The following is a 16,367-nucleotide window of genomic DNA, read 5'->3' as shown; positions in this document are numbered from 1 at the left end:
TCAGTTCTCCATTTTGGCCGATAGGGATTTGGCCCACCCGGTCAGGTTGGCCATCGTCTCGACAGCGCCCGGCATGTCGTCATCGCCAGCGCGCGGCTTGGCGGTAAGGTTTTTCAAGCAGCTGCGGCGTTCCGACCGAGACATCCCATAGAGCGCAAGCGCACCCTCGGTCTGCCGCAGATACTGGATTTTCGGACCGTCAACCGCGAGTGAATTGGAAATCGTGATTTGGTCAGCATCCAACAGGTCATCGGCGAAGCCCTGATCTACGGCCGATTTGCCGGATACCCAGAACTCGCGATCCATCCGCTGACCGATTTCAGCCGCTTCGATCCCCGTGCGAACCGCATAGAGATCGGCCAGCACCTCGTCGAATGCGCCGAGCTGGCCCGCCACCGTGGTTAGATCGTGACGATCACCGACAGCGAACACCCACGTGTTGTGGATCATGAGGAACCCGGCGCGGGCAATTTCTACCCGGTCGCCCGCCATGGCGATGACCGAAGCGGCCGAGGCAGCGAGGCCGAGAATGCGAACGGTAACGTCGCCCTCGTACGTGCGGAGCATGTTATAGATCGCCAGACCCTCGAAAACGTCGCCGCCCGGACTGTTGATGTTCGCGATGATCGGCCTGCCTGCCGCCGAGCGCAGAAGCGCTCCGACACGGCGCGCAGTGACACCGTAGCCGTCCCACGTCTCGCCAATCACGTCCATCATATCGATGACGAACGGGCCTTCCTCCGTGTTCGCGGCCTCCGAGCGGGCGCCGCGAAGCTCGGGCTGCCACTTCTCGAAGGCGGGCTTTGGGGCGCACTCAGCTCGCACGTTCTCTGGCCGCACACCGAAATGCGCGACCGGCATATGGTTCTTGGCCATCGTCACTTCCCTTTGAGAATCACGTCCACGGGCTTCATGGCGCCCTGCATCCACAGCAGGTCCGCCGCGCCGCCCTCACGCTCGATGTTGAGCTTGTCCCGCGCCTCATCCGGCTTCATGACACCCATGGTCACCATAGCGCGGATGAATTCGGCCTTGGCCTTGCTGTCCATCTGGAGCATGGCCTCGCGGTTGAACTCGGCATAGAGGTCGCGCTGATCGCGAACCGGGATCAGCTGCTTGCGGATCCGCTGCTCGACCTTTTTCAGCACCGGGTTGATCCCCAGCTGCATCCAGGACAGGAAGATCTGCTCGACCCCCGTGCCCCACATCGTCTGGCCTTCGGCGGAATGGCCGATGACGATCGGCGGCACGCCGAACCAGCGGCAAACCTCCTCGATGGAGAAGCGCCGGGTTTCCAGCATCTGGGCATCGTCCGGGTTCAGCGTCAGCTGCTCGAACTCCATGCCGGCTTCGAGGATCATCAACTTGCCGGCCTTGGTCGATCCGGCATATTCGCTCATCATCGCCTGCAACTGCGGGCGCTGTTCCGGCGTGATACGCTGGTTCGTCTTCAGGACGCCCGAGGCCTGCATGCCCGAGCCGAACATCTTGGCCGAAGCCTCATCGGCCGCCATAGCCGCGCCGAGGGATTGCGTGCCCCAGCGGATCGGCGACAGACCTTCGTCGCCGCCGAAACCCCAGCCGCGAAGATGGAACATGTCCTGCCGCTGAACGACACGCCGGCGCGAACTGCCCAGTTCCAATACCTCATAGGACAGCTGGTTCGTCACCTTGTTCCGGATCGGCGTCACATGGGTCGAGGGGATCGGCGTCAGCGAGGCCGCCCGGCCATTGATCCAGAAGATCTCCGCATAGGCATTGCCCGTCGTCAGCATCCACGAGAACATGCCCTCCCAGAATTCGACCGGGGTCTGATCCTCGTTCGGCGACAGGCTGATCAGGTCGGCCAACGCGCCGGATTGGGCCTGCCGGCCGCTCGCCGTCTTGCGATACAGGTCCAACGGCAGCGAGGCCATGGCCTGCGCGCTCCGCGCGATGCAGGCCCATACCGCCGAAATCGTCATGGCGGCAGAGAGCGTGACGACCTTTCCCGAGCCGTTGCTGGCGACGTAATAGCCCAGATCGCCGCCCTGCAGCGTCAGGCGCTGATCCTTGGTCAGATCCGACAGCGCGGCCATGGGGCGACCGAACCTGTCAATGATGCCCCTGGGCATGTCCATGTCAGATCACCATGATCGGGTTGGCCAGAAAATCGCCGATCGGCGGCGCGGCCTGCGGGTTGCTGAACATCAGCATCGCCGCATCGAAGGCCGCCATCAGGGGATCGATCTTGGCGGAGCCGGAAGCCTGCTTCGTCACCATGTAATTGCTCCCCTTGAGCTCCTGTTTGGCGTTGCCGACCGCCCAGTTCATGATCGGCTGGTCGGCGTGCAGCATGCGCCGCGATTCCAGCTTGAGCGGCACCGTCGAAACCGCGGTCTGGAGCTTCCAGCCCTGCTGGACAGCCTGAACCAGCGGCGAAACCATCCCCATTTCCTCCAGCGCATCGAGCAGAAGCGCAATTCCGGCGGCGTCGAGGCCGATGCCGCCTGCCTCGGGCAAGCGGCCTGCCTGCCGCACGCGGTCACAGATCTCGGCCGCTTCGATCGCCTGTTGCTCCGGCGTGGCCGCAACCCGGAGGTCGCCGTCTTCTTCGAACCCGCGCAACGCATCGGCGATCTGGGGCCGGGCCTTGAACACTGTCTCGCGCGCCCAGGCGCGAACCCAGAGCAGCCAGACCTTGTCGCGCGACCGGCGACCGAGAACGGCCAGCGCCGCCAGATCGTCGGCACCGCCCCAGTCCGCGCCAATGGTGCAGACGTCGCTTTCGTCCAGCAGCCGGTCGAGCGTGATCCAGTCGGCAGCGGCCGATTCCCAATGCACCGCACCGGACCAGGCATCGCCGCCTAGGCCGACACCGATCTCGATGTTCAGATGCTGGCTGGCCCAGATCTGCTCGGCCTCTTTCGAGACCTTGCCGTTGTTCTCGTAATCGTCCTCGAGCGCCTGCTCGTCGATCGACAGGCCGAGGTTCGGCAGCACCAGGTGCCAGTTTTCCCGGTCACGCCAGTATTTCTCGTTGCGCTGGTGCTCTTCCGGGAACTCGTAGAGCACCGGCAACATGATAGGCGCCGGGCCACCCTTGCCGTCGCGGATCGCCCGGGCCTTCTTCAACTCCGATTTCCAGATGCCTGTCGGCATCTCGTCCGACTGGGTGGTGATCATCAGCACCTTGCCGCGAACCTTGGTGATGCCGCCGCCGCGGATCTGCTGCATCACCTTCGCCGCCTTCGCCTTCTTTCCCAGCTCGTGCAGCTCGTCGATGATGGTGAGCACCGGGATTTCCCCGGTGACGATCTGGGTGTCGAAGGTCTTGACGTCCAGCGCCGTGCCCGTCTTGCGCCGGGTGATCGTCTTTAGGTGCTCCTGCACCTTGAAGATCAGCTTCAGCTTGTCGTCGAGGTTGATCATCCCCTGCGCCTGGTCGAAGCACCGTTCGGAGATGTTCTGGCTCGGACCCACCAGCAGCATCTGCCGGTTCGGCGCCTCCTCCATATAGAGCGCCGTCAGCCCGAGCGCCGCGACATAGGTCGATTTCGAGTTCTTCTTCGGGACCATGCACAGCAGTTCCCAGACGAGCTCGCGATGCGTGTCCGGATCCTCGCTGGCAAAAAACACCACCAGGATGGTCTTGAACCAGTCGCCGCAGGCTTCCGACATCGGCGGATTGCCCGGCACGTCGGGCAGCCGCAGCCGGTTGAAGAACGCCAGCACCCGTGCCGCCTTCGCCTCGTTGACGGGAACCTCGGCAATCGGCACTTCGCCGGCCTGCAGCTTCTCCCACCAGTCAGGGCAGGCGAAGCGCGGCAGCGCCTCAGTGGCGGACATTGCCCATGGTCTCCTGGTCCAGTTCCAGCATCAGTGCCGCGTCGGCGTCCAGCGCCAGCACCTCGTCCAGAACCTTCTTTCCCAGCTTCTCTTTCGGCTCGGGCTGATCTTTCGGCCGGGACGCATAGGAGCGTTCTGCCTCCATCTGGTCGAACCGATCCAACAGGCGATCCACTTGGCGCATGGCGCCGACGTTGCCAGCCTGGGCGGCGGCAAGGGCCAGCTCGAGCCGGCGCGCGTCCAGCATGTCGCGCGCGATGGGGCGGATCTTCAGCTCCTGAAAAAAAAGCCGCCGAAATGTCGGAAGCGACATGCGGAGAACGGCGGCGATCCGTTCATTGGACCAGCCCACAGCCAGCAACATGTTGACTTTGTTACGATCTTCCAGCGTCGCCACCTTACGGGGACGGCCGGGCTTGCCGGACCCCGCGTCAACGGGGTTTCCGAACAGGTCGAAAACCTCTGCCATCAGAAAAAAATCTCCAAATGAGGGGGGCGCGGGTCCGGGCCGGATTGACCCCCTGACTTTCGACCCACCCCCCTGCTTGGGGGTCCGAGGGGTCGATCTGCCCGATTTCGAGGCATTTTCGACCGGATCGGGCCAATTTCGAGGTCGGATCGACCTGACCCGCCGGATTTTCGTGGGCGGCGCGGCGATCCGCGCGGATTTCGAGGTCACTTGCCGGGCGGCCGCACACCCCAAGGGGTCGGGGCACCGCAGCCCGGGCAGCGCGGCCCTGTCGCAGGCGATCCGCACCAGGCACAGGGTGGCAACCTCACCATCGGCGGCGATGCGCCCGGAACTGGCGGCGTTACGACGGGCGGCAAGACCGCTCCTCGCGCTGCTTGTCCCGGTTGTGGCAGGTCGCGCAAAGGCATTGCAGGTTGCCTGGATCGAAGAACAGGTCACGGTCGCCGCGATGCGGGCGAACATGGTCAGCCACCAGGTCACGGCTCTCACCAATGAGACCGCATCTGGCGCAGGTGAACAGCGCGGAGACCAGACAGTCCCAGCGGAGCCGCTGCCATTCCGCCGTCTTGTACCACTTGCGCCACGGCACCATCTGGTCGCGCCGCTTGAGCCGATCCGCCCCGGCACCGATAGACGACACCCGCGCCGACAACGAGCCGACGCGCGGCGCCAGCTGCTTGAGCCTGCCCATGATCGCCTCGCTGATATGGCGGGCCAGCCACCCTGCCGATGCAGCTGGCCCTGCTGATCGCGCATGTCGGCAGGCGCGCTCGGGTATCCCGGAAATGACAACGCCCGCTCGGGACATGTTCCCTGCGGGCGCAATTCGTGATGATGACAATATTGATAGGGCCGTGAGATATAAGACGTCAAGAGGGTTTGTGATGTGCGCCCAGTCCGCAGCCCTGCATGCGGTCCAGGATTGCCGCCAGCGCCACCATCACAGCCCTTGTGTTTTGACCGGACGGCGCCCATCCATGACGCTCCAGAACGGCTCTGAACGAGCAACCTTCCAGGCAGATCGCATCGACCAAAGCGCGGTCAAGGATCGGCCGAGCATCGGGCCCGCCACGCTTCGACGGTCGAACCCGCCGCACCGCCATGGCGACGCCATGGCCGATCCGACGCCGCATCAGGGCGATCTGCTCACCCTCGGCGATGAAGGCATCCATGAACTCGCCCCCGCCTGATGGTCCAGAGCCGCGCCGTGCCTCCAGGCTGGCGCAACGCATACCGCCGGCGTCGTGACGCTCGACCAGATCGCGATAGAGCCGGGCAACATTGACCTGCCCCTTGCTGAACGGCGACCCGCCAGGGTTCCCGTCCTTGTCCTTCCGCTTCGCAGCGATCCGCTCCAGCACATCGAAGACGTCGGCCGCACGCGCGGCGCTGAACCCGCGCCAGCCGGTGCGCTCGACCTTGTATCCGTCCGCAGCCTTTTCGTCCGGCATGACGACATGGGGAACAAACGCCACCTGAGGCCCGCGCGCCGGCGCGACCGGGATCAGCGGACCGCAGCCCTCGACGGGCGTCGCCCGGGCGATGATCGCGGCCAGCCGCTCTTGCTCGGTCAGGCGGCGCGCCGCCCCTGCCTTGCTGTTGAACACCGTCATCACGCCTGCCCTTCCGCGATTTCCCAGCACCGCCGGATCGCAGCCAGGCGCTGATCCCGCCAGTCCCGGTCTGCCGGTCCAATCTCGCCCTCGCGCGCCAAGCGCGCATCCAGATCGTGCAACCGTCGCAGAGCGGGGCCTGCGCCCTCGCGAATGGTCTTGAGCGTCCACCCGCCCGGCCAACGCCGCGTCTTGCGCAACTCGGCCAGGAGTTCGGGCGCCCAGCCCTCGGCCAGCGCCGTTTGCCCGCAGGCATGAGCAAAGACCGCCCTGATCAAGGGCGATGCACCGTCGCCCGGCGGCTGGATGTCCGCCGCCCAAGACAGAATCAGGTTGGAGATCGGAAAGCGGTCGCGATCCTTTCCGCCCGGGTTCGCGGCGACCTGCTCTTCCAGCGCCATAAGGCTGGCCTCCGACATATAGGCCAACCGGGCGCACATATCCCTGATCATTTCGTCAAAGCCTGCAACGGTCAGCGTCGTCGGCTTCGCCAGCCCTCTTTTCTTCAGCGGCTCGACCAGAAGCCGCATCACCCGCTTTTCGCCTTGGGCCTGTTCCTCGCCGTTCATCCCAACACCTCTTTTCTCCAGCCTGCTGACTTATCCACAAGCCGCACCGGTTCAGTGTCCGGGATTGGCCTTTGTCTTTTCCTTTTCATGTCTCTGTCTATGTCCCTGTCGTGCAGGACAGTCCGAGATTGTCCGAGACTGTCTGAAACTGTCCTCCGGACAGTTCAGGACAATCTGGAGACGCCCCTGGCGCCGCCTTTTCCAGCCAACATGAAAGAGTGGTCGGCCCAGGCGCTGATCGCGCGCTCAAGCCATGATGCGGACCGATATTCGCAGCCTTCCTTCTGCAGCCACTCATCGATCCAGCGGACAGCCGCGTCATTGGCGGCCAGTTCCTTGTGATAACCCGAGACCGTGATGCGCAGCCGCTGAAGGCGCTTGGCGGCGTTGGCGGCCTCGTTCTTGGCCCGGTTGTCCTCGCGCCGGGCGATGGCGTCCTGCAGCGACCGCAGGACCATCGGATGCGCGAGCCTGATCTCGCCGCCGCACCTGACCATATACCACTTGTGCAGCGGACCATATTCCAGCCGGCAGAGCTGCTGGAAATGCGTGGGATCGACCATGAGCAGCCGGGCCAGCAAATCGGGGTCGTTTGGCAGGGTGCCGACCGGCGCCTGGTCGTATGCGATGTTGATCAGGTCAAAGAACAAGGCCCGGCACTCGGGTGTGCCGCGCAGCCGCATGTCGCTGTTCAGCCAGCGCCGGCGCTCCCATGCCATGAAGTAATGGCTGTCGAGCCGATCCTCGACCGAGAGCGGATATTCGTCGATCTCGCCCGCCGGCACGGCCTGCAAGGATCTCATACCGCTTCCCCCGCCGCGATCTCGCCGCCGCAGGCCGCGTAGCCCGCCAGATCGACCCAGTTGTCGAGATGGCCGGGATTTGCCCAGGCACAGCAGGTTTTCAGGTCGGCAAGCAGGATGCAGACCTGCGCCGGAGTCAGTTCCAGCCCCAGCCGCGCACCCCAGACCCGGGCGATCATGCCGAACGTGTCTTCCGGCCGGCCATGGGTGGCATTGCGGTCCTGCGTGGTGATGCGCGCGGCTTCCGCGCAGATTTCAGCACGGGTCACGTCTGGTCCTTCTCGATCCGTTGATATTTCGGCCGGGCCGCGACGTTGGCGGCAAGCCGCTTGAGATCCGCGTGTGCAGCCGGCGGTGTCAGCGCCAGCAGGTCCGCGAGAAAGTCGCGGATGCCCTCTCGGGCGCCGGCACGGAATGCGTTTTCGTGACGGTTGCGATGGCTTCTCACAGCAACGTCCCCTCAACCATCTCGGCAGGCCCCGCCGGATAATCCCCATCCCGCTCCAGATGCTTGCGGCAGGGCGCCAGCCAGTGAAACCGGGTGCCGTTGCCCTGGACCTTCTTGCGCCAGACGATCCAGCAATAGGCGGTGGCGGTGCTGCCCTTGGCCGAAAGCCGGCCCTTGTGCATCACCACACGTTCCGTGAATTGCAGGATGTCGCTGGGCGGGAAGGCGCTGAACAGGTCGCGGTAGCGCCCGACGCCTTCCAGGAAGGCAGAGCGCACGATCATCGCGACGCCGCGACGCGAGGTCGCCAGGGCGCGCTGGATGAACTGCTCGGCCAACCGGAACGGCGGATTGGTGATGGTCCAATCAACGGGTTGCGGGCACTCCATTCCTATAAAGTCGCGGATCGGAAAGCCGGCGCCGTAGTCGTGGATGTCGCTGCCGAACACGACGTCGAAATACTCGCGCAACGGCTTGACCATATGCCCGCGGTTCGCCGCCGGCTCGCGGCACGACAGGCAATGGATGGGCGGCAGACTGCGGTCCCTGATCCACTCGCACAGCGCCCGCGTCGCCCAGGGCGGCGTCGGGAAATCGTCGAGACTGTCGTGAGGCTCGGTGCGCTGCTGCATGACGGCGGAACTGCGGTTCTGGCCGGAAAGCGGCTTGGCAGAAGGCGCGGTCATTGCCGCACCCCCACATGCTTTGCGCGATGCAGCGAGGAGAATGACGCATGGAGGCGATCGACTATTGGTCGAGGATCGAAATCACCCTCGTTCAGCCCATAGGCGCAGGCATCGGCCAGCAATGCGATCGCATCTTCCGGCCTGCCCTCATGCGCCAAAGCCTCCTCCCAGAGGTTAACCATGGAGCCGAAGAGGTCACGTTGATCTCGCGTCATGCCGCCGCCTCGCGCTCGGCCAGGACCTCATCCCGGCACTGCCGAATGGTCTCGATCACCGCCTCGACATCGACACGACGCCCGGCCGCGCGCGGCCCGGAAACCACCAGCCCACCACGGGGCGCGGTTTCCGGGCGCGGATCGGCAAGATCGACCTCGACCCCCGGCACCTCCTCCAGCCTGACGCGCTGCTTCGCCCCGTCGCCTTCCATGGTCCGGACCCGGCGATCACGGCCCACGAAGCGCAGATGGCCGTGCCGGTGCATGTGATGCCGGATGCAGCCCTCGCTCACGCCCAGCCGAACCGCCGCGTCCGTATAACTCGCGGCGGTGCTGCCGTCCGGCATGGCGATGGGATCGGGCGCCGGCTTTTCGAGCCGCGACAGATCGCCATGAACGCGCATGTGCTTGTGGACGGTCTGAACCGTCACGCCCAGAGCTTCGGCCGCCTCGCGGGCGCTGCCGTATCCGGGGATTTCGATCTTGCGCGGCGGGCTCATGCGGCATCCTCCGATGCTATCGCCCTCACGCCGACGAGGGTCGTGCCCTCGGGATAGGATCGCAACCCGCGCACGCCCGCCGCCTTCGCATCGACGGCCCGGATCACATGGCTGACCAGCCCCGATTTCGGACTGTCGAGGGTGACCTGGAATTTACGCAAGCAGGGCGGAGCCGCGCGCCCGCTCTCGTTTTCCGCTTGCCGCCGCTCATGCGCCATTTTCCGTTCGCGCGCCCTACGGACCGCCAGATATACCCCGTTCGCCGAGATCCCGAGCGCCGCGGCAACCATCCGGTAGGAGCGACCCTCGCCAAGCCTTGCCAAGGCCCAGTCGTCACGCTCAACAAGCAGCGAGGGGGAGACATTGCTGGGCAGGGGCCCGTGCAGATGCTTGGGCGCCTTGAGAACCGTATCGGTCATTGCTTCCGTGCCCCCTTGATCTTGTGGAAAAACTTTTCCGATTGCGCTGTGAACCGATCGGCCGCGGCGGCGGACTCTCCCGCCAGCCGCAGAGCCCGCCGGCGGCGGGCCTCGTAATATCGCTGGGCGATGCGCCACCAGATCCGCATTACTGCACCTCCGGATCGATGACCTGGAACACCGCCTCGGCACCGACCAGGGCGATGACCTTCAGCACATAGCGAAAATGCGGGGCGTTCTCGCGGCGCAGCCAGTTGCGCACCGTGCGCGACGTCACCGGCCGGCTGTCCGAAGTCAGCACGCTGGCCGCGATCTCTGCCAGCTCGTTCTCCGACCGCGCCTCCGGGAACGCGCGCCACAGAAGGCCGGCGAACCAGGCGCGCTCGGCCTCCTCGCCACCGCATTTTCGGAAAGACATTTCAGATAATCCTGTGCTGTTGTGTCCCCGTGCAGAAGGACGATCACCAGAACGGAAAGAGGGCGCGGAATGAGAATGAAGGCTCATGCCGCGTCCTCGGAGGGACAGCGCCTTGCGCGCTCCGCATGCAACGCGTCGCGAATTTTCTGCTCCGTATCCGGCCAGACGCGCCCCCCCTTCCGCAAACGAGGTAAGAGCCGTCCGTTGGCCGCAAGAAGCACGCCAACGCGGTGCTCGGAAAGACCGGTTTCGGCGATAAAACTGTCAATCTCGGTGAGAAGCGAACGGTCCATAGCCGACATATACACGCAGTTGCGTGTAATTCAATACCCGCAACTGCGTGCAAGCATCGGTTGCACAGCGGTGATAGCTAAATAGCTATGAAAGATGGATGGGTGCAGCGCCTTCGGGCCGCAATAAGCGAAGATGGACGTAGCCTGCGCGCGCTGAGCATAGCCGCGGGGCTTGGCCCCAACTACCTGGAGCAAACCTTCAGTCGCGGATCCTCGCCCGTCCAACAGAAATTGGCCGCGATCTTAGACGAGTTGGGCCAAGAGGCCGCCATCTACGTCTATACTGGGGTCCGAGCAAACGCTCAAACTATCGCATATCTCAACTACCTTGCGGCTGCGCCCGAGGATCTGCGCCAGACAACCCTTGATCTACTGGCGAAGTTAGGCCGCGAGATGCAAACCCAGCACGAAGATGGTCAAGGACAATGCGTTGACGAACGGGATCAAGCTTAGACCACAGATCAAGAGCAATTGCGATTGGAACCTCCATCACCCCTCCGACTCGCAAGAACATTCCAAGAACTTTAGGCAACTTTCCGCCGACCCTACAACCCAGAAGATACCCCGGCCAACTAACAGACAAGCCTGCCTCGTGCGGGCTTTTTCACGTGTCACAGCCCGGCGCGGTCTAAAGGTCCAATCCCGTGATCTCGCGTAGCTTGGCGCGAACATAGCCCTCGGCCACGCTCATCAGCATGCTGATGCTATGGTCCTTCAGGGTCGATACGGTTTCTTTTGATTTACTCCAGATCGTGTCGTCCCTGGTGTGATCTAGGAAGTCGTGGCCCTTGGCAGTCATCCGGTAGATGCCCGGCTGAATGCGCTCCAGAAGCCCCTCATCGCGCAGCAGAATGACGTGATAGTCCCGCTTTTCGTCGAGATCATCTTCGTCGTCGGACAGACCGATTTCATGTTGCCATTGCTCCGATGCCTCTAACTCCGCGAGCAATTGCCGCATGTAATCCAGATCGCGCTTCATTCCCGCACCCCTTGCCAGCAGTCGCCCCAGCATCGGGTCGCGGATCAGGGATTCGCAAGACTTCATGTTCCAGCCTCAGCTCGCCCTATGGCGGGTTTTTTCATGCGCCACAGCCGGCGCCGGCAGGGTGAGCGCCGCGCCCGCCCTGCCGGCAGCATAGCCGTGGCGAATCGGGTCCGCTATACCGATATGCACGCAGTTGCGTGTTTTCAATTGCAATGCACGCAACTGCGTGTATTTATGCAACCCATCGGCACCCCGCCGACGGGAGAAGCAGCCATGCATGGGAACGAACAGGCCTTTGTCGCCGCGACCGCGCGCCTGGCCTCGGCCGAGGCCGAGGCCGAGGAGATCGCGCTGCGCGATGCCCACCGCCGCCCGCGCGTGCCGGTCCACGATTTTTGCCCCACCGATGATCTCGCGCGGTCGATCTTCGACGACGAGGACCGCCGGCCCGTCGCCTGGGCCGCCCTGTTCATCTGGTTGGGCGTCGTTGTTCTGGTGCTGATCGGACTTGGCCTCGGGTGGGTGGTCGGCGCCGTGGATGCGCAGGACATGCTGGACTTCCTGTCGCCCACTGCCGCCCAGGCGCGGGAGGCTGGCTGGGTCGCGATCTCGGAGGGGCTGTGATGAAGCCCCGGTTCTTCGAAGTGCGCGGCGGAGAAATCGTTGATCGGCTCACCGGCCTGACGATTGCGCGGATTGCGATCGAGAACCTGAACACCGCATCGGCCGGGCGGGTGAGCGCGGCGATCATTTCCGCGCTGCACGCCGAGTTCGGCCCGAAGGGCGCTCAGGAGGTCACATGAGCGATCCCGATATCCTCTCGCGCGATTTCGCCGGCGGCATGCCGGTGATGATGGCGGATTACCTGCGCGCGGCGGAGCTGCTCCAGCGGGTGCTGGCCGAGGTTCCGGCCATCGGCAACACGCCCCTGGCCTTCGATATCCGCAAGCTTCTGGCCGCCACCACGCGGCCGCCGAATGAGCGGGAGGCTTAGCCTCTCGCCCGGGTTGGGTGCCGTTGATCGCTTGTCGCACCCTCACTGGCTGGCCGCTTCCTTTCTCGGACCTCCCTCGGGAAGCGGCCAGCATCTTTCCTTTCACACCGCGCCCGGCGGTTCCGGGCATTGAGCAAGAGGACGTTTCCAATGAACCCCGCAGCCCCTGCCATTCTTGCCGCGGCCCAAGACGCCGCATCCGGGATGCGCCCCATCCTGGTCACCACCAAGCACCGCGGCGTATTCGCTGGGCTGGTGCAGGCCGATCAGGATCTGGCCGCACCGACCATGGCGCTGAAAGAGGCCCGCATGGCGATCTACTGGAACACCAAGCGCGGCCTCATGGAACTGTGCCAGGCGGGCCCGAACTCGGGCAGCCGGATCAGCGCGCCCGCCGATATCCCGGTGCTGCACGACATCACCGCCGTGTTCGACATCAGCCCGGAGGCCTGGATCAAATGGACGGCAGCGTGATCGATGACGATCCGTTGCTCACCATCGACGATGTCATCAGGGAGGGCGCCTGCGTGTCGGGCGCTTATGCCGCCCTGATCCGCATCGCCAAGCGAGTGCCAATCCCGGCTGCGATGAGAGCAAGCGAGATCAGGAAGCTGCTCAAGGAAGACGAGCAGGAATACCTGGACCGGGCCACTCACAGCAACGGCTACGGCAACGGCAACGGCGACGGCAACGGCAACGGCTACGGCGACGGCAACGGCTACGGCTACGGCGGTTTCTGGGAATAGCGCATGCCCGCGGCCCGGCGCGCGCCGGGCCGTTCTTCCAACCTCATCATCAGGAGAAGCCCATGAACCGGCTTTTGAAATGGCTCCGCCACGATCACCTGCCGCCGCACCTGCAGGCGGTGGTGAAACCCATCGACACGCTGGCGCAGGAGATGGACGGCGCGCTCGCCGAGGGCGCCGAGAAGACCGCCGGCATGCGCAAGCTGGTCGAGGCCAAGGATTGCTTCGTCCGTGCGCGGATCGAGCAGGATGAGGAGGCCTGAGGCATGGAAATCCCCACCTCTGCCCCCCAGATGCGCAGCCTCGACCAAATGCTGTCGCTGGCCGACGCTGGCGACTACCTGCCCGACCTGCTGTCGCGGATCGAGGCGAACAACGTCGAGATGCGCAGCTTTGCGCAGCAGTATGCGACCACGGCCAAGGGCAAGATCACGATCACCATCGACGTTGCCGTCGATCCTTTCGGCGCAACCCAGATGACGATGGATGACAAGATCGTCGGCCCTAAAGCGCCGAAGCGCAAGGCCGTCGCATGGATGACCGGCGATGGCGGCATCACCACCCACAACCCCGCGCAGTCCCGCATGGAAATCCGCGATGCCGGCAACGGCAAGCGCGAGTTGCGCGCCGCTGAGTAAAGGACAGCCCATGACCACCGAGACCCCGAAGAACATTGCCGAGACGCTGCTGGCCGAGATGCCGCGCTTGGGCGAAATCCAGCCCATCAGCATGCCGACGGCAGACGAGCCCGAGGCGCCCTTCTTGGTCGCCGTGCCCGAAGGCCTGCGCGTCGAGGATCTGACGGCCAAGCACCGCGCCGTGGTCGAGGCGCTGAAACCGCTCCAGCGCACCGGCAAGGCGGTGCTGGCCGATCTTGACAGCCTGATCAGCTGGACCAATCGCTTCAAGGGCGCGGATACCGCACTGTTCGGCCAGATCCATCCTGCGCCCAAGCTGATTTCGGTGATCGACTACCACGGCCAGGGCGCCCCGGTGGTTGCGCCGGAAGCCGGCGACCCGGCCGCGAACTATGGCCGCCGGCACCGCGCGGTTTATGATTTCCCTGTCTCCGAAGAATGGAAGCGCTGGCGCGCGATTGACGGCAAGGCCCTCGACAAGGACGTGTTCGGCGAATTCATCGAGGCCCAGGCCAGCGACTTCCTCGACCCCACCCCGGCCCTTCTGGGCAAGCCTGGCGACCAGATCGAGGACTGGGAACAGCGGATGATCGACATTGCCGCCAAGATCCAGGGGCGGTTCGGTCAGTATGCCGCGATCAACCTGCTGTCGCGCGAGTTGAAGATCCACGAGGTCGGGCACATCGAGGTAAAGACCAACCGGGACACTGGTGAGGCGCAGGTGCAGTTCTTGACCGAGCATCGCAGCCCGGACGGAAGCCCGCTGACCCTGCCGAACCTCTTCATGATCGCGATCCCGGTTTTCGAGGAAGGCGCGCTTTACCGTCTCGCCGTGCGCTTCCGCTATCGCAAGGCCGGCCAGGACGTGAAGTTCATCGCCTCGATCTACAACCCCGATGCGGCGCTGCGCGATGCGGCCCGGGAGGCGATGCACTACGCCCAGGGCGAAACCGGCGTGCCCCTGATGATGGGCCGGCCGGAGATCGGCGCGGATTGACCCTTCCGGTGCGCGGCGCGGCTCGCGCCGCCATCCCGAGGGATCAGAAGGAAGGCATCATGAGCAAACCACACAAAACGCTGACCATGGTCAATGCCCCAAAGGCGTGGGGTGATGTGCTGGCCGAGCGCCAGCGCCAGATCACGGCCGAGGGCTGGTCGCGCGATCATGACGACGAGCATACCGACGGTGAGCTGGCAGCGGCTGGCGCGACTTACGCCCTGGCCGCTGCAAATTGCGTGGTCGAGCTGCCCTACAGCAAGACTTGGCCTTGGCAGAATATCTGGTGGAAGCCGACAACGCCGCGCCGCGATCTGGTCAAGTCGGCCGCACTGATCATCGCTGAGATCGAGCGATTGGACCGGCTGGAAGGCGGCGCCGAGCCCGTGACAGGGGTGCAGTTCTGATGGGCGCGACGAGCCATCACCCCCGCCCGGATATCACTGACGCCATCATCGACCAGTGGGCTAAAGAACGTGCCGACGATGCTGGGGCACTGGCGCGTCGGATCGTGGCCGGCCGGGCCTCCCCGCAACCCGGCGCGGATGATGCAGCCTTTGAGGCGCTGGCCCGCGCCTATGATCGCGAGGACGCCGCCCAGCGAGGCGAGCCGGATCCTTGGTCCATCGGCACCGAGGATGAGCCGGGATGGGTTGCTGACCGGATCGCATGCGCGCGGGCTGGTCTCGCCGCCCTGACCCCTGCGCCCGACGCCCCGCAGCCCGAGGGGCAGGTGGACGTGCGCCTGGCAACTCGCGAGGAACTCCTAGCCGATGAAATCCTCGCCGAGCTTACCCGCGCCCGCACAAAATTTCCCGGCAAGAACGTGACCTTTGCGGCGCTGGTCGAAGAGGTCGGCGAGCTGGCGACTGCCACCTTCGAGGAAAGCGCAGACCGGGTGCATAAGGAGGCCGTGCAGGTCGCGGTCATGGCGATGCGCATGATCCTGGACGGCGATCATTGCTTCGAAGCATGGCGGGCCGAAAAGGGTCTCGACCCGCTCGATCCCGCCTTGCGGGCGCAATCGGAGGGCCGGACCGATGGCTGATCGCTGGATCAAGCAGCCCACCGATCCGCACCAGATCCGCGAGACTATAGCCGACCTGCGCCAGCGCCTGGATGCCCTGCCCTCGATCGACAGCAACGCCGCCAACTGGGCGGAGCAGCATCGACAGCACCGCGCAGCCGCCGAGGCCCTCGCCGACCATCTGCGCGCCACCTACGGCGCCCGGATCCACGACAAGGCGTGGACCAACACCATCCGCATGCACGGCTTCAGCTCGAGCGGAACGGCGGGCCTGCAACAGGCCTTCCGCAATTGGATAGCCGCCGCCGAGCGCAAGCTGGCCGCCATCGAAGGAGTCACGTCATGAAAAACAAGCTCGGAGATCTGAACAACCACTTGTTCGCCCAGTTGGAACGCTTGGCCGACGAGTCCTTGACACCCGAGCAGATCGAACAGGAGGCGAAGCGCGCGGATGCGATCGTTTCCGTCGCCGATCGCATCGTCGGCAATGCTGATCTGCAGCTGAAGGCGGCGAAGCTGTTTGCCGAACATGGCCAAGGCATCCTGCCGATGCTGCCTAAAATCGGAGCAAGCGAGCCATGAAGGGGCGCGCCATTGTCTACGAACCCGAGGAGCTGGCCTGGATCGAGGCGCACAAGGAACTGCCGCGGGCGGAAGCCTATACCCTGTTCTGCGCCCGCTTCATGCGGCAGGATGTCTCGCTCTCGAATTTCAAA

The 16,367-nt window shown here is 64.6% G+C and carries 28 protein-coding genes; 12 read left to right on the top strand and 16 right to left on the bottom strand.

The genetic code is table 11. The features are described 5' to 3' along the window. The 16 genes from ACFOMP_RS02915 to ACFOMP_RS02840 form a co-directional block, all read right to left on the bottom strand. Nucleotides 1–876, bottom strand: a complete 876-nt coding sequence (locus tag ACFOMP_RS02915) for a head maturation protease, ClpP-related (RefSeq protein ID WP_379027815.1) — start codon at nt 874–876, stop codon at nt 1–3. 2 nt (nt 877–878) lie between these two features. Further along, the gene (locus ACFOMP_RS02910) at nt 879–2,120 is read right to left on the bottom strand and encodes a phage portal protein (RefSeq protein ID WP_379027814.1); all 1,242 of its coding nucleotides are present in this window, start codon (nt 2,118–2,120) and stop codon (nt 879–881) included. Nucleotide 2,121: 1 nt separating this feature from the next. Further along, entirely contained in the window at nt 2,122–3,828 is a 1,707-nt protein-coding gene (locus ACFOMP_RS02905) for a terminase large subunit domain-containing protein (RefSeq protein WP_379027813.1), read from the bottom strand. Beyond that, nucleotides 3,815–4,297, bottom strand: a complete 483-nt coding sequence (locus ACFOMP_RS02900) for a hypothetical protein (RefSeq protein ID WP_379027812.1) — start codon at nt 4,295–4,297, stop codon at nt 3,815–3,817. Before ACFOMP_RS02900 ends, ACFOMP_RS02905 begins: the two co-directional genes overlap by 14 nt. Nucleotides 4,298–4,640: 343 nt before the next feature. Further along, nucleotides 4,641–4,991 carry an HNH endonuclease gene (locus ACFOMP_RS02895; RefSeq protein ID WP_379027811.1) on the bottom strand — a complete coding sequence of 117 codons (351 nt, stop codon included), beginning with the start codon at nt 4,989–4,991 and terminating at the stop codon, nt 4,641–4,643. 178 nt (nt 4,992–5,169) lie between these two features. Beyond that, on the bottom strand, nt 5,170–5,913 hold the full coding sequence (locus tag ACFOMP_RS02890) for a hypothetical protein (RefSeq protein WP_379027810.1): 744 nt from the start codon (nt 5,911–5,913) through the stop codon (nt 5,170–5,172). Further along, entirely contained in the window at nt 5,913–6,482 is a 570-nt protein-coding gene (locus tag ACFOMP_RS02885) for a hypothetical protein (protein ID WP_379027809.1), read from the bottom strand. The genes ACFOMP_RS02890 and ACFOMP_RS02885 overlap by 1 nt, the downstream gene beginning before the upstream one ends. A 164-nt stretch (nt 6,483–6,646) precedes the next feature. After that, nucleotides 6,647–7,285: a hypothetical protein gene (locus ACFOMP_RS02880; RefSeq protein WP_379027808.1), complete on the bottom strand. Its 639-nt coding sequence runs from the start codon at nt 7,283–7,285 to the stop codon at nt 6,647–6,649. Next, nucleotides 7,282–7,554 (bottom strand): DUF6378 domain-containing protein, encoded by a 273-nt coding sequence (locus ACFOMP_RS02875; protein WP_379027807.1) that lies wholly within the window; start codon nt 7,552–7,554, stop codon nt 7,282–7,284. The genes ACFOMP_RS02880 and ACFOMP_RS02875 overlap by 4 nt, the downstream gene beginning before the upstream one ends. Further along, entirely contained in the window at nt 7,551–7,733 is a 183-nt protein-coding gene (locus ACFOMP_RS02870; RefSeq protein WP_019352342.1) for a hypothetical protein, read from the bottom strand. Before ACFOMP_RS02870 ends, ACFOMP_RS02875 begins: the two co-directional genes overlap by 4 nt. Further along, a complete protein-coding gene (locus ACFOMP_RS02865) occupies nt 7,730–8,419 on the bottom strand; it encodes a hypothetical protein (RefSeq protein WP_019352341.1) in 690 nt (229 codons plus the stop codon). Before ACFOMP_RS02865 ends, ACFOMP_RS02870 begins: the two co-directional genes overlap by 4 nt. Continuing rightward, complete coding sequence (locus ACFOMP_RS02860) at nt 8,416–8,634, bottom strand: hypothetical protein (protein WP_379027806.1); 219 nt, start codon at nt 8,632–8,634, stop codon at nt 8,416–8,418. Before ACFOMP_RS02860 ends, ACFOMP_RS02865 begins: the two co-directional genes overlap by 4 nt. After that, nucleotides 8,631–9,134, bottom strand: a complete 504-nt coding sequence (locus tag ACFOMP_RS02855) for a hypothetical protein (protein ID WP_379027805.1) — start codon at nt 9,132–9,134, stop codon at nt 8,631–8,633. The genes ACFOMP_RS02860 and ACFOMP_RS02855 overlap by 4 nt, the downstream gene beginning before the upstream one ends. Next, nucleotides 9,131–9,553, bottom strand: coding sequence for a hypothetical protein (locus tag ACFOMP_RS02850; RefSeq protein WP_379027804.1), 423 nt, complete (start codon nt 9,551–9,553; stop codon nt 9,131–9,133). Before ACFOMP_RS02850 ends, ACFOMP_RS02855 begins: the two co-directional genes overlap by 4 nt. A 148-nt stretch (nt 9,554–9,701) precedes the next feature. Beyond that, nucleotides 9,702–9,971 carry a hypothetical protein gene (locus ACFOMP_RS02845; protein WP_289896194.1) on the bottom strand — a complete coding sequence of 90 codons (270 nt, stop codon included), beginning with the start codon at nt 9,969–9,971 and terminating at the stop codon, nt 9,702–9,704. A 921-nt stretch (nt 9,972–10,892) separates the two neighbouring features. Beyond that, on the bottom strand, nt 10,893–11,243 hold the full coding sequence (locus ACFOMP_RS02840; protein WP_379027803.1) for a DUF2513 domain-containing protein: 351 nt from the start codon (nt 11,241–11,243) through the stop codon (nt 10,893–10,895). 279 nt (nt 11,244–11,522) lie between these two features. Between ACFOMP_RS02840 and ACFOMP_RS02835 the strand changes: the two genes are divergently transcribed. The 12 genes from ACFOMP_RS02835 (at nt 11,523) to ACFOMP_RS02780 (ending at nt 16,233) form a co-directional block, all read left to right on the top strand. After that, nucleotides 11,523–11,873, top strand: coding sequence for a hypothetical protein (locus ACFOMP_RS02835; RefSeq protein ID WP_379027802.1), 351 nt, complete (start codon nt 11,523–11,525; stop codon nt 11,871–11,873). After that, nucleotides 11,873–12,052 carry a hypothetical protein gene (locus ACFOMP_RS02830; protein WP_379027801.1) on the top strand — a complete coding sequence of 60 codons (180 nt, stop codon included), beginning with the start codon at nt 11,873–11,875 and terminating at the stop codon, nt 12,050–12,052. Before ACFOMP_RS02835 ends, ACFOMP_RS02830 begins: the two co-directional genes overlap by 1 nt. Further along, nucleotides 12,049–12,243: a hypothetical protein gene (locus ACFOMP_RS02825; protein ID WP_379027800.1), complete on the top strand. Its 195-nt coding sequence runs from the start codon at nt 12,049–12,051 to the stop codon at nt 12,241–12,243. Before ACFOMP_RS02830 ends, ACFOMP_RS02825 begins: the two co-directional genes overlap by 4 nt. A gap of 150 nt (nt 12,244–12,393) precedes the next feature. After that, a complete protein-coding gene (locus ACFOMP_RS02820) occupies nt 12,394–12,717 on the top strand; it encodes a DUF6948 domain-containing protein (RefSeq protein WP_379027799.1) in 324 nt (107 codons plus the stop codon). Further along, nucleotides 12,714–12,989, top strand: coding sequence for a hypothetical protein (locus tag ACFOMP_RS02815; RefSeq protein ID WP_379027798.1), 276 nt, complete (start codon nt 12,714–12,716; stop codon nt 12,987–12,989). Before ACFOMP_RS02820 ends, ACFOMP_RS02815 begins: the two co-directional genes overlap by 4 nt. A 62-nt stretch (nt 12,990–13,051) precedes the next feature. Then, nucleotides 13,052–13,252: a hypothetical protein gene (locus tag ACFOMP_RS02810; protein WP_289896201.1), complete on the top strand. Its 201-nt coding sequence runs from the start codon at nt 13,052–13,054 to the stop codon at nt 13,250–13,252. Between the two features lie 3 nt (nt 13,253–13,255). Continuing rightward, the gene (locus ACFOMP_RS02805) at nt 13,256–13,627 is read left to right on the top strand and encodes a hypothetical protein (RefSeq protein ID WP_017999900.1); all 372 of its coding nucleotides are present in this window, start codon (nt 13,256–13,258) and stop codon (nt 13,625–13,627) included. A 10-nt stretch (nt 13,628–13,637) separates the two neighbouring features. Further along, entirely contained in the window at nt 13,638–14,624 is a 987-nt protein-coding gene (locus ACFOMP_RS02800) for a DUF2303 family protein (protein ID WP_379027797.1), read from the top strand. A gap of 59 nt (nt 14,625–14,683) precedes the next feature. Continuing rightward, nucleotides 14,684–15,031, top strand: a complete 348-nt coding sequence (locus tag ACFOMP_RS02795) for a hypothetical protein (RefSeq protein ID WP_379027796.1) — start codon at nt 14,684–14,686, stop codon at nt 15,029–15,031. Next, entirely contained in the window at nt 15,031–15,672 is a 642-nt protein-coding gene (locus ACFOMP_RS02790; protein WP_379027795.1) for a hypothetical protein, read from the top strand. Before ACFOMP_RS02795 ends, ACFOMP_RS02790 begins: the two co-directional genes overlap by 1 nt. After that, a complete protein-coding gene (locus ACFOMP_RS02785) occupies nt 15,665–15,997 on the top strand; it encodes a hypothetical protein (protein WP_379027794.1) in 333 nt (110 codons plus the stop codon). The genes ACFOMP_RS02790 and ACFOMP_RS02785 overlap by 8 nt, the downstream gene beginning before the upstream one ends. Continuing rightward, nucleotides 15,994–16,233: a hypothetical protein gene (locus ACFOMP_RS02780; protein ID WP_028712070.1), complete on the top strand. Its 240-nt coding sequence runs from the start codon at nt 15,994–15,996 to the stop codon at nt 16,231–16,233. The genes ACFOMP_RS02785 and ACFOMP_RS02780 overlap by 4 nt, the downstream gene beginning before the upstream one ends. Nucleotides 16,234–16,367: the final 134 nt, after the last annotated feature.

The organism is Paracoccus simplex (assembly GCF_042648325.1).
GTDB classification, from domain to species: Bacteria; Pseudomonadota; Alphaproteobacteria; order Rhodobacterales; family Rhodobacteraceae; genus Paracoccus; species Paracoccus simplex.
This window is presented reverse-complemented; position numbering and strand designations above follow the sequence as displayed.

Coding starts and splice junctions, on each gene's coding strand:
- ACFOMP_RS02820 (WP_379027799.1), top strand. CDS start 12,394: ATGAACCCCGCAGCCCCTGCCATTCTTGCCGCGGCCCAAGACGCCGCA.
- ACFOMP_RS02905 (WP_379027813.1), bottom strand. CDS start 3,828: ATGTCCGCCACTGAGGCGCTGCCGCGCTTCGCCTGCCCTGACTGGTGG.
- ACFOMP_RS02810 (WP_289896201.1), top strand. CDS start 13,052: ATGAACCGGCTTTTGAAATGGCTCCGCCACGATCACCTGCCGCCGCAC.
- ACFOMP_RS02880 (WP_379027808.1), bottom strand. CDS start 7,285: ATGAGATCCTTGCAGGCCGTGCCGGCGGGCGAGATCGACGAATATCCG.
- ACFOMP_RS02790 (WP_379027795.1), top strand. CDS start 15,031: ATGGGCGCGACGAGCCATCACCCCCGCCCGGATATCACTGACGCCATC.
- ACFOMP_RS02840 (WP_379027803.1), bottom strand. CDS start 11,243: ATGAAGCGCGATCTGGATTACATGCGGCAATTGCTCGCGGAGTTAGAG.
- ACFOMP_RS02785 (WP_379027794.1), top strand. CDS start 15,665: ATGGCTGATCGCTGGATCAAGCAGCCCACCGATCCGCACCAGATCCGC.
- ACFOMP_RS02825 (WP_379027800.1), top strand. CDS start 12,049: ATGAGCGATCCCGATATCCTCTCGCGCGATTTCGCCGGCGGCATGCCG.
- ACFOMP_RS02795 (WP_379027796.1), top strand. CDS start 14,684: ATGAGCAAACCACACAAAACGCTGACCATGGTCAATGCCCCAAAGGCG.
- ACFOMP_RS02860 (WP_379027806.1), bottom strand. CDS start 8,634: ATGACGCGAGATCAACGTGACCTCTTCGGCTCCATGGTTAACCTCTGG.
- ACFOMP_RS02835 (WP_379027802.1), top strand. CDS start 11,523: ATGCATGGGAACGAACAGGCCTTTGTCGCCGCGACCGCGCGCCTGGCC.
- ACFOMP_RS02910 (WP_379027814.1), bottom strand. CDS start 2,120: ATGGACATGCCCAGGGGCATCATTGACAGGTTCGGTCGCCCCATGGCC.
- ACFOMP_RS02890 (WP_379027810.1), bottom strand. CDS start 5,913: ATGACGGTGTTCAACAGCAAGGCAGGGGCGGCGCGCCGCCTGACCGAG.
- ACFOMP_RS02855 (WP_379027805.1), bottom strand. CDS start 9,134: ATGAGCCCGCCGCGCAAGATCGAAATCCCCGGATACGGCAGCGCCCGC.
- ACFOMP_RS02850 (WP_379027804.1), bottom strand. CDS start 9,553: ATGACCGATACGGTTCTCAAGGCGCCCAAGCATCTGCACGGGCCCCTG.
- ACFOMP_RS02895 (WP_379027811.1), bottom strand. CDS start 4,991: ATGGGCAGGCTCAAGCAGCTGGCGCCGCGCGTCGGCTCGTTGTCGGCG.
- ACFOMP_RS02885 (WP_379027809.1), bottom strand. CDS start 6,482: ATGAACGGCGAGGAACAGGCCCAAGGCGAAAAGCGGGTGATGCGGCTT.
- ACFOMP_RS02800 (WP_379027797.1), top strand. CDS start 13,638: ATGACCACCGAGACCCCGAAGAACATTGCCGAGACGCTGCTGGCCGAG.
- ACFOMP_RS02845 (WP_289896194.1), bottom strand. CDS start 9,971: ATGTCTTTCCGAAAATGCGGTGGCGAGGAGGCCGAGCGCGCCTGGTTC.
- ACFOMP_RS02830 (WP_379027801.1), top strand. CDS start 11,873: ATGAAGCCCCGGTTCTTCGAAGTGCGCGGCGGAGAAATCGTTGATCGG.
- ACFOMP_RS02805 (WP_017999900.1), top strand. CDS start 13,256: ATGGAAATCCCCACCTCTGCCCCCCAGATGCGCAGCCTCGACCAAATG.
- ACFOMP_RS02915 (WP_379027815.1), bottom strand. CDS start 876: ATGGCCAAGAACCATATGCCGGTCGCGCATTTCGGTGTGCGGCCAGAG.
- ACFOMP_RS02900 (WP_379027812.1), bottom strand. CDS start 4,297: ATGGCAGAGGTTTTCGACCTGTTCGGAAACCCCGTTGACGCGGGGTCC.
- ACFOMP_RS02865 (WP_019352341.1), bottom strand. CDS start 8,419: ATGACCGCGCCTTCTGCCAAGCCGCTTTCCGGCCAGAACCGCAGTTCC.
- ACFOMP_RS02780 (WP_028712070.1), top strand. CDS start 15,994: ATGAAAAACAAGCTCGGAGATCTGAACAACCACTTGTTCGCCCAGTTG.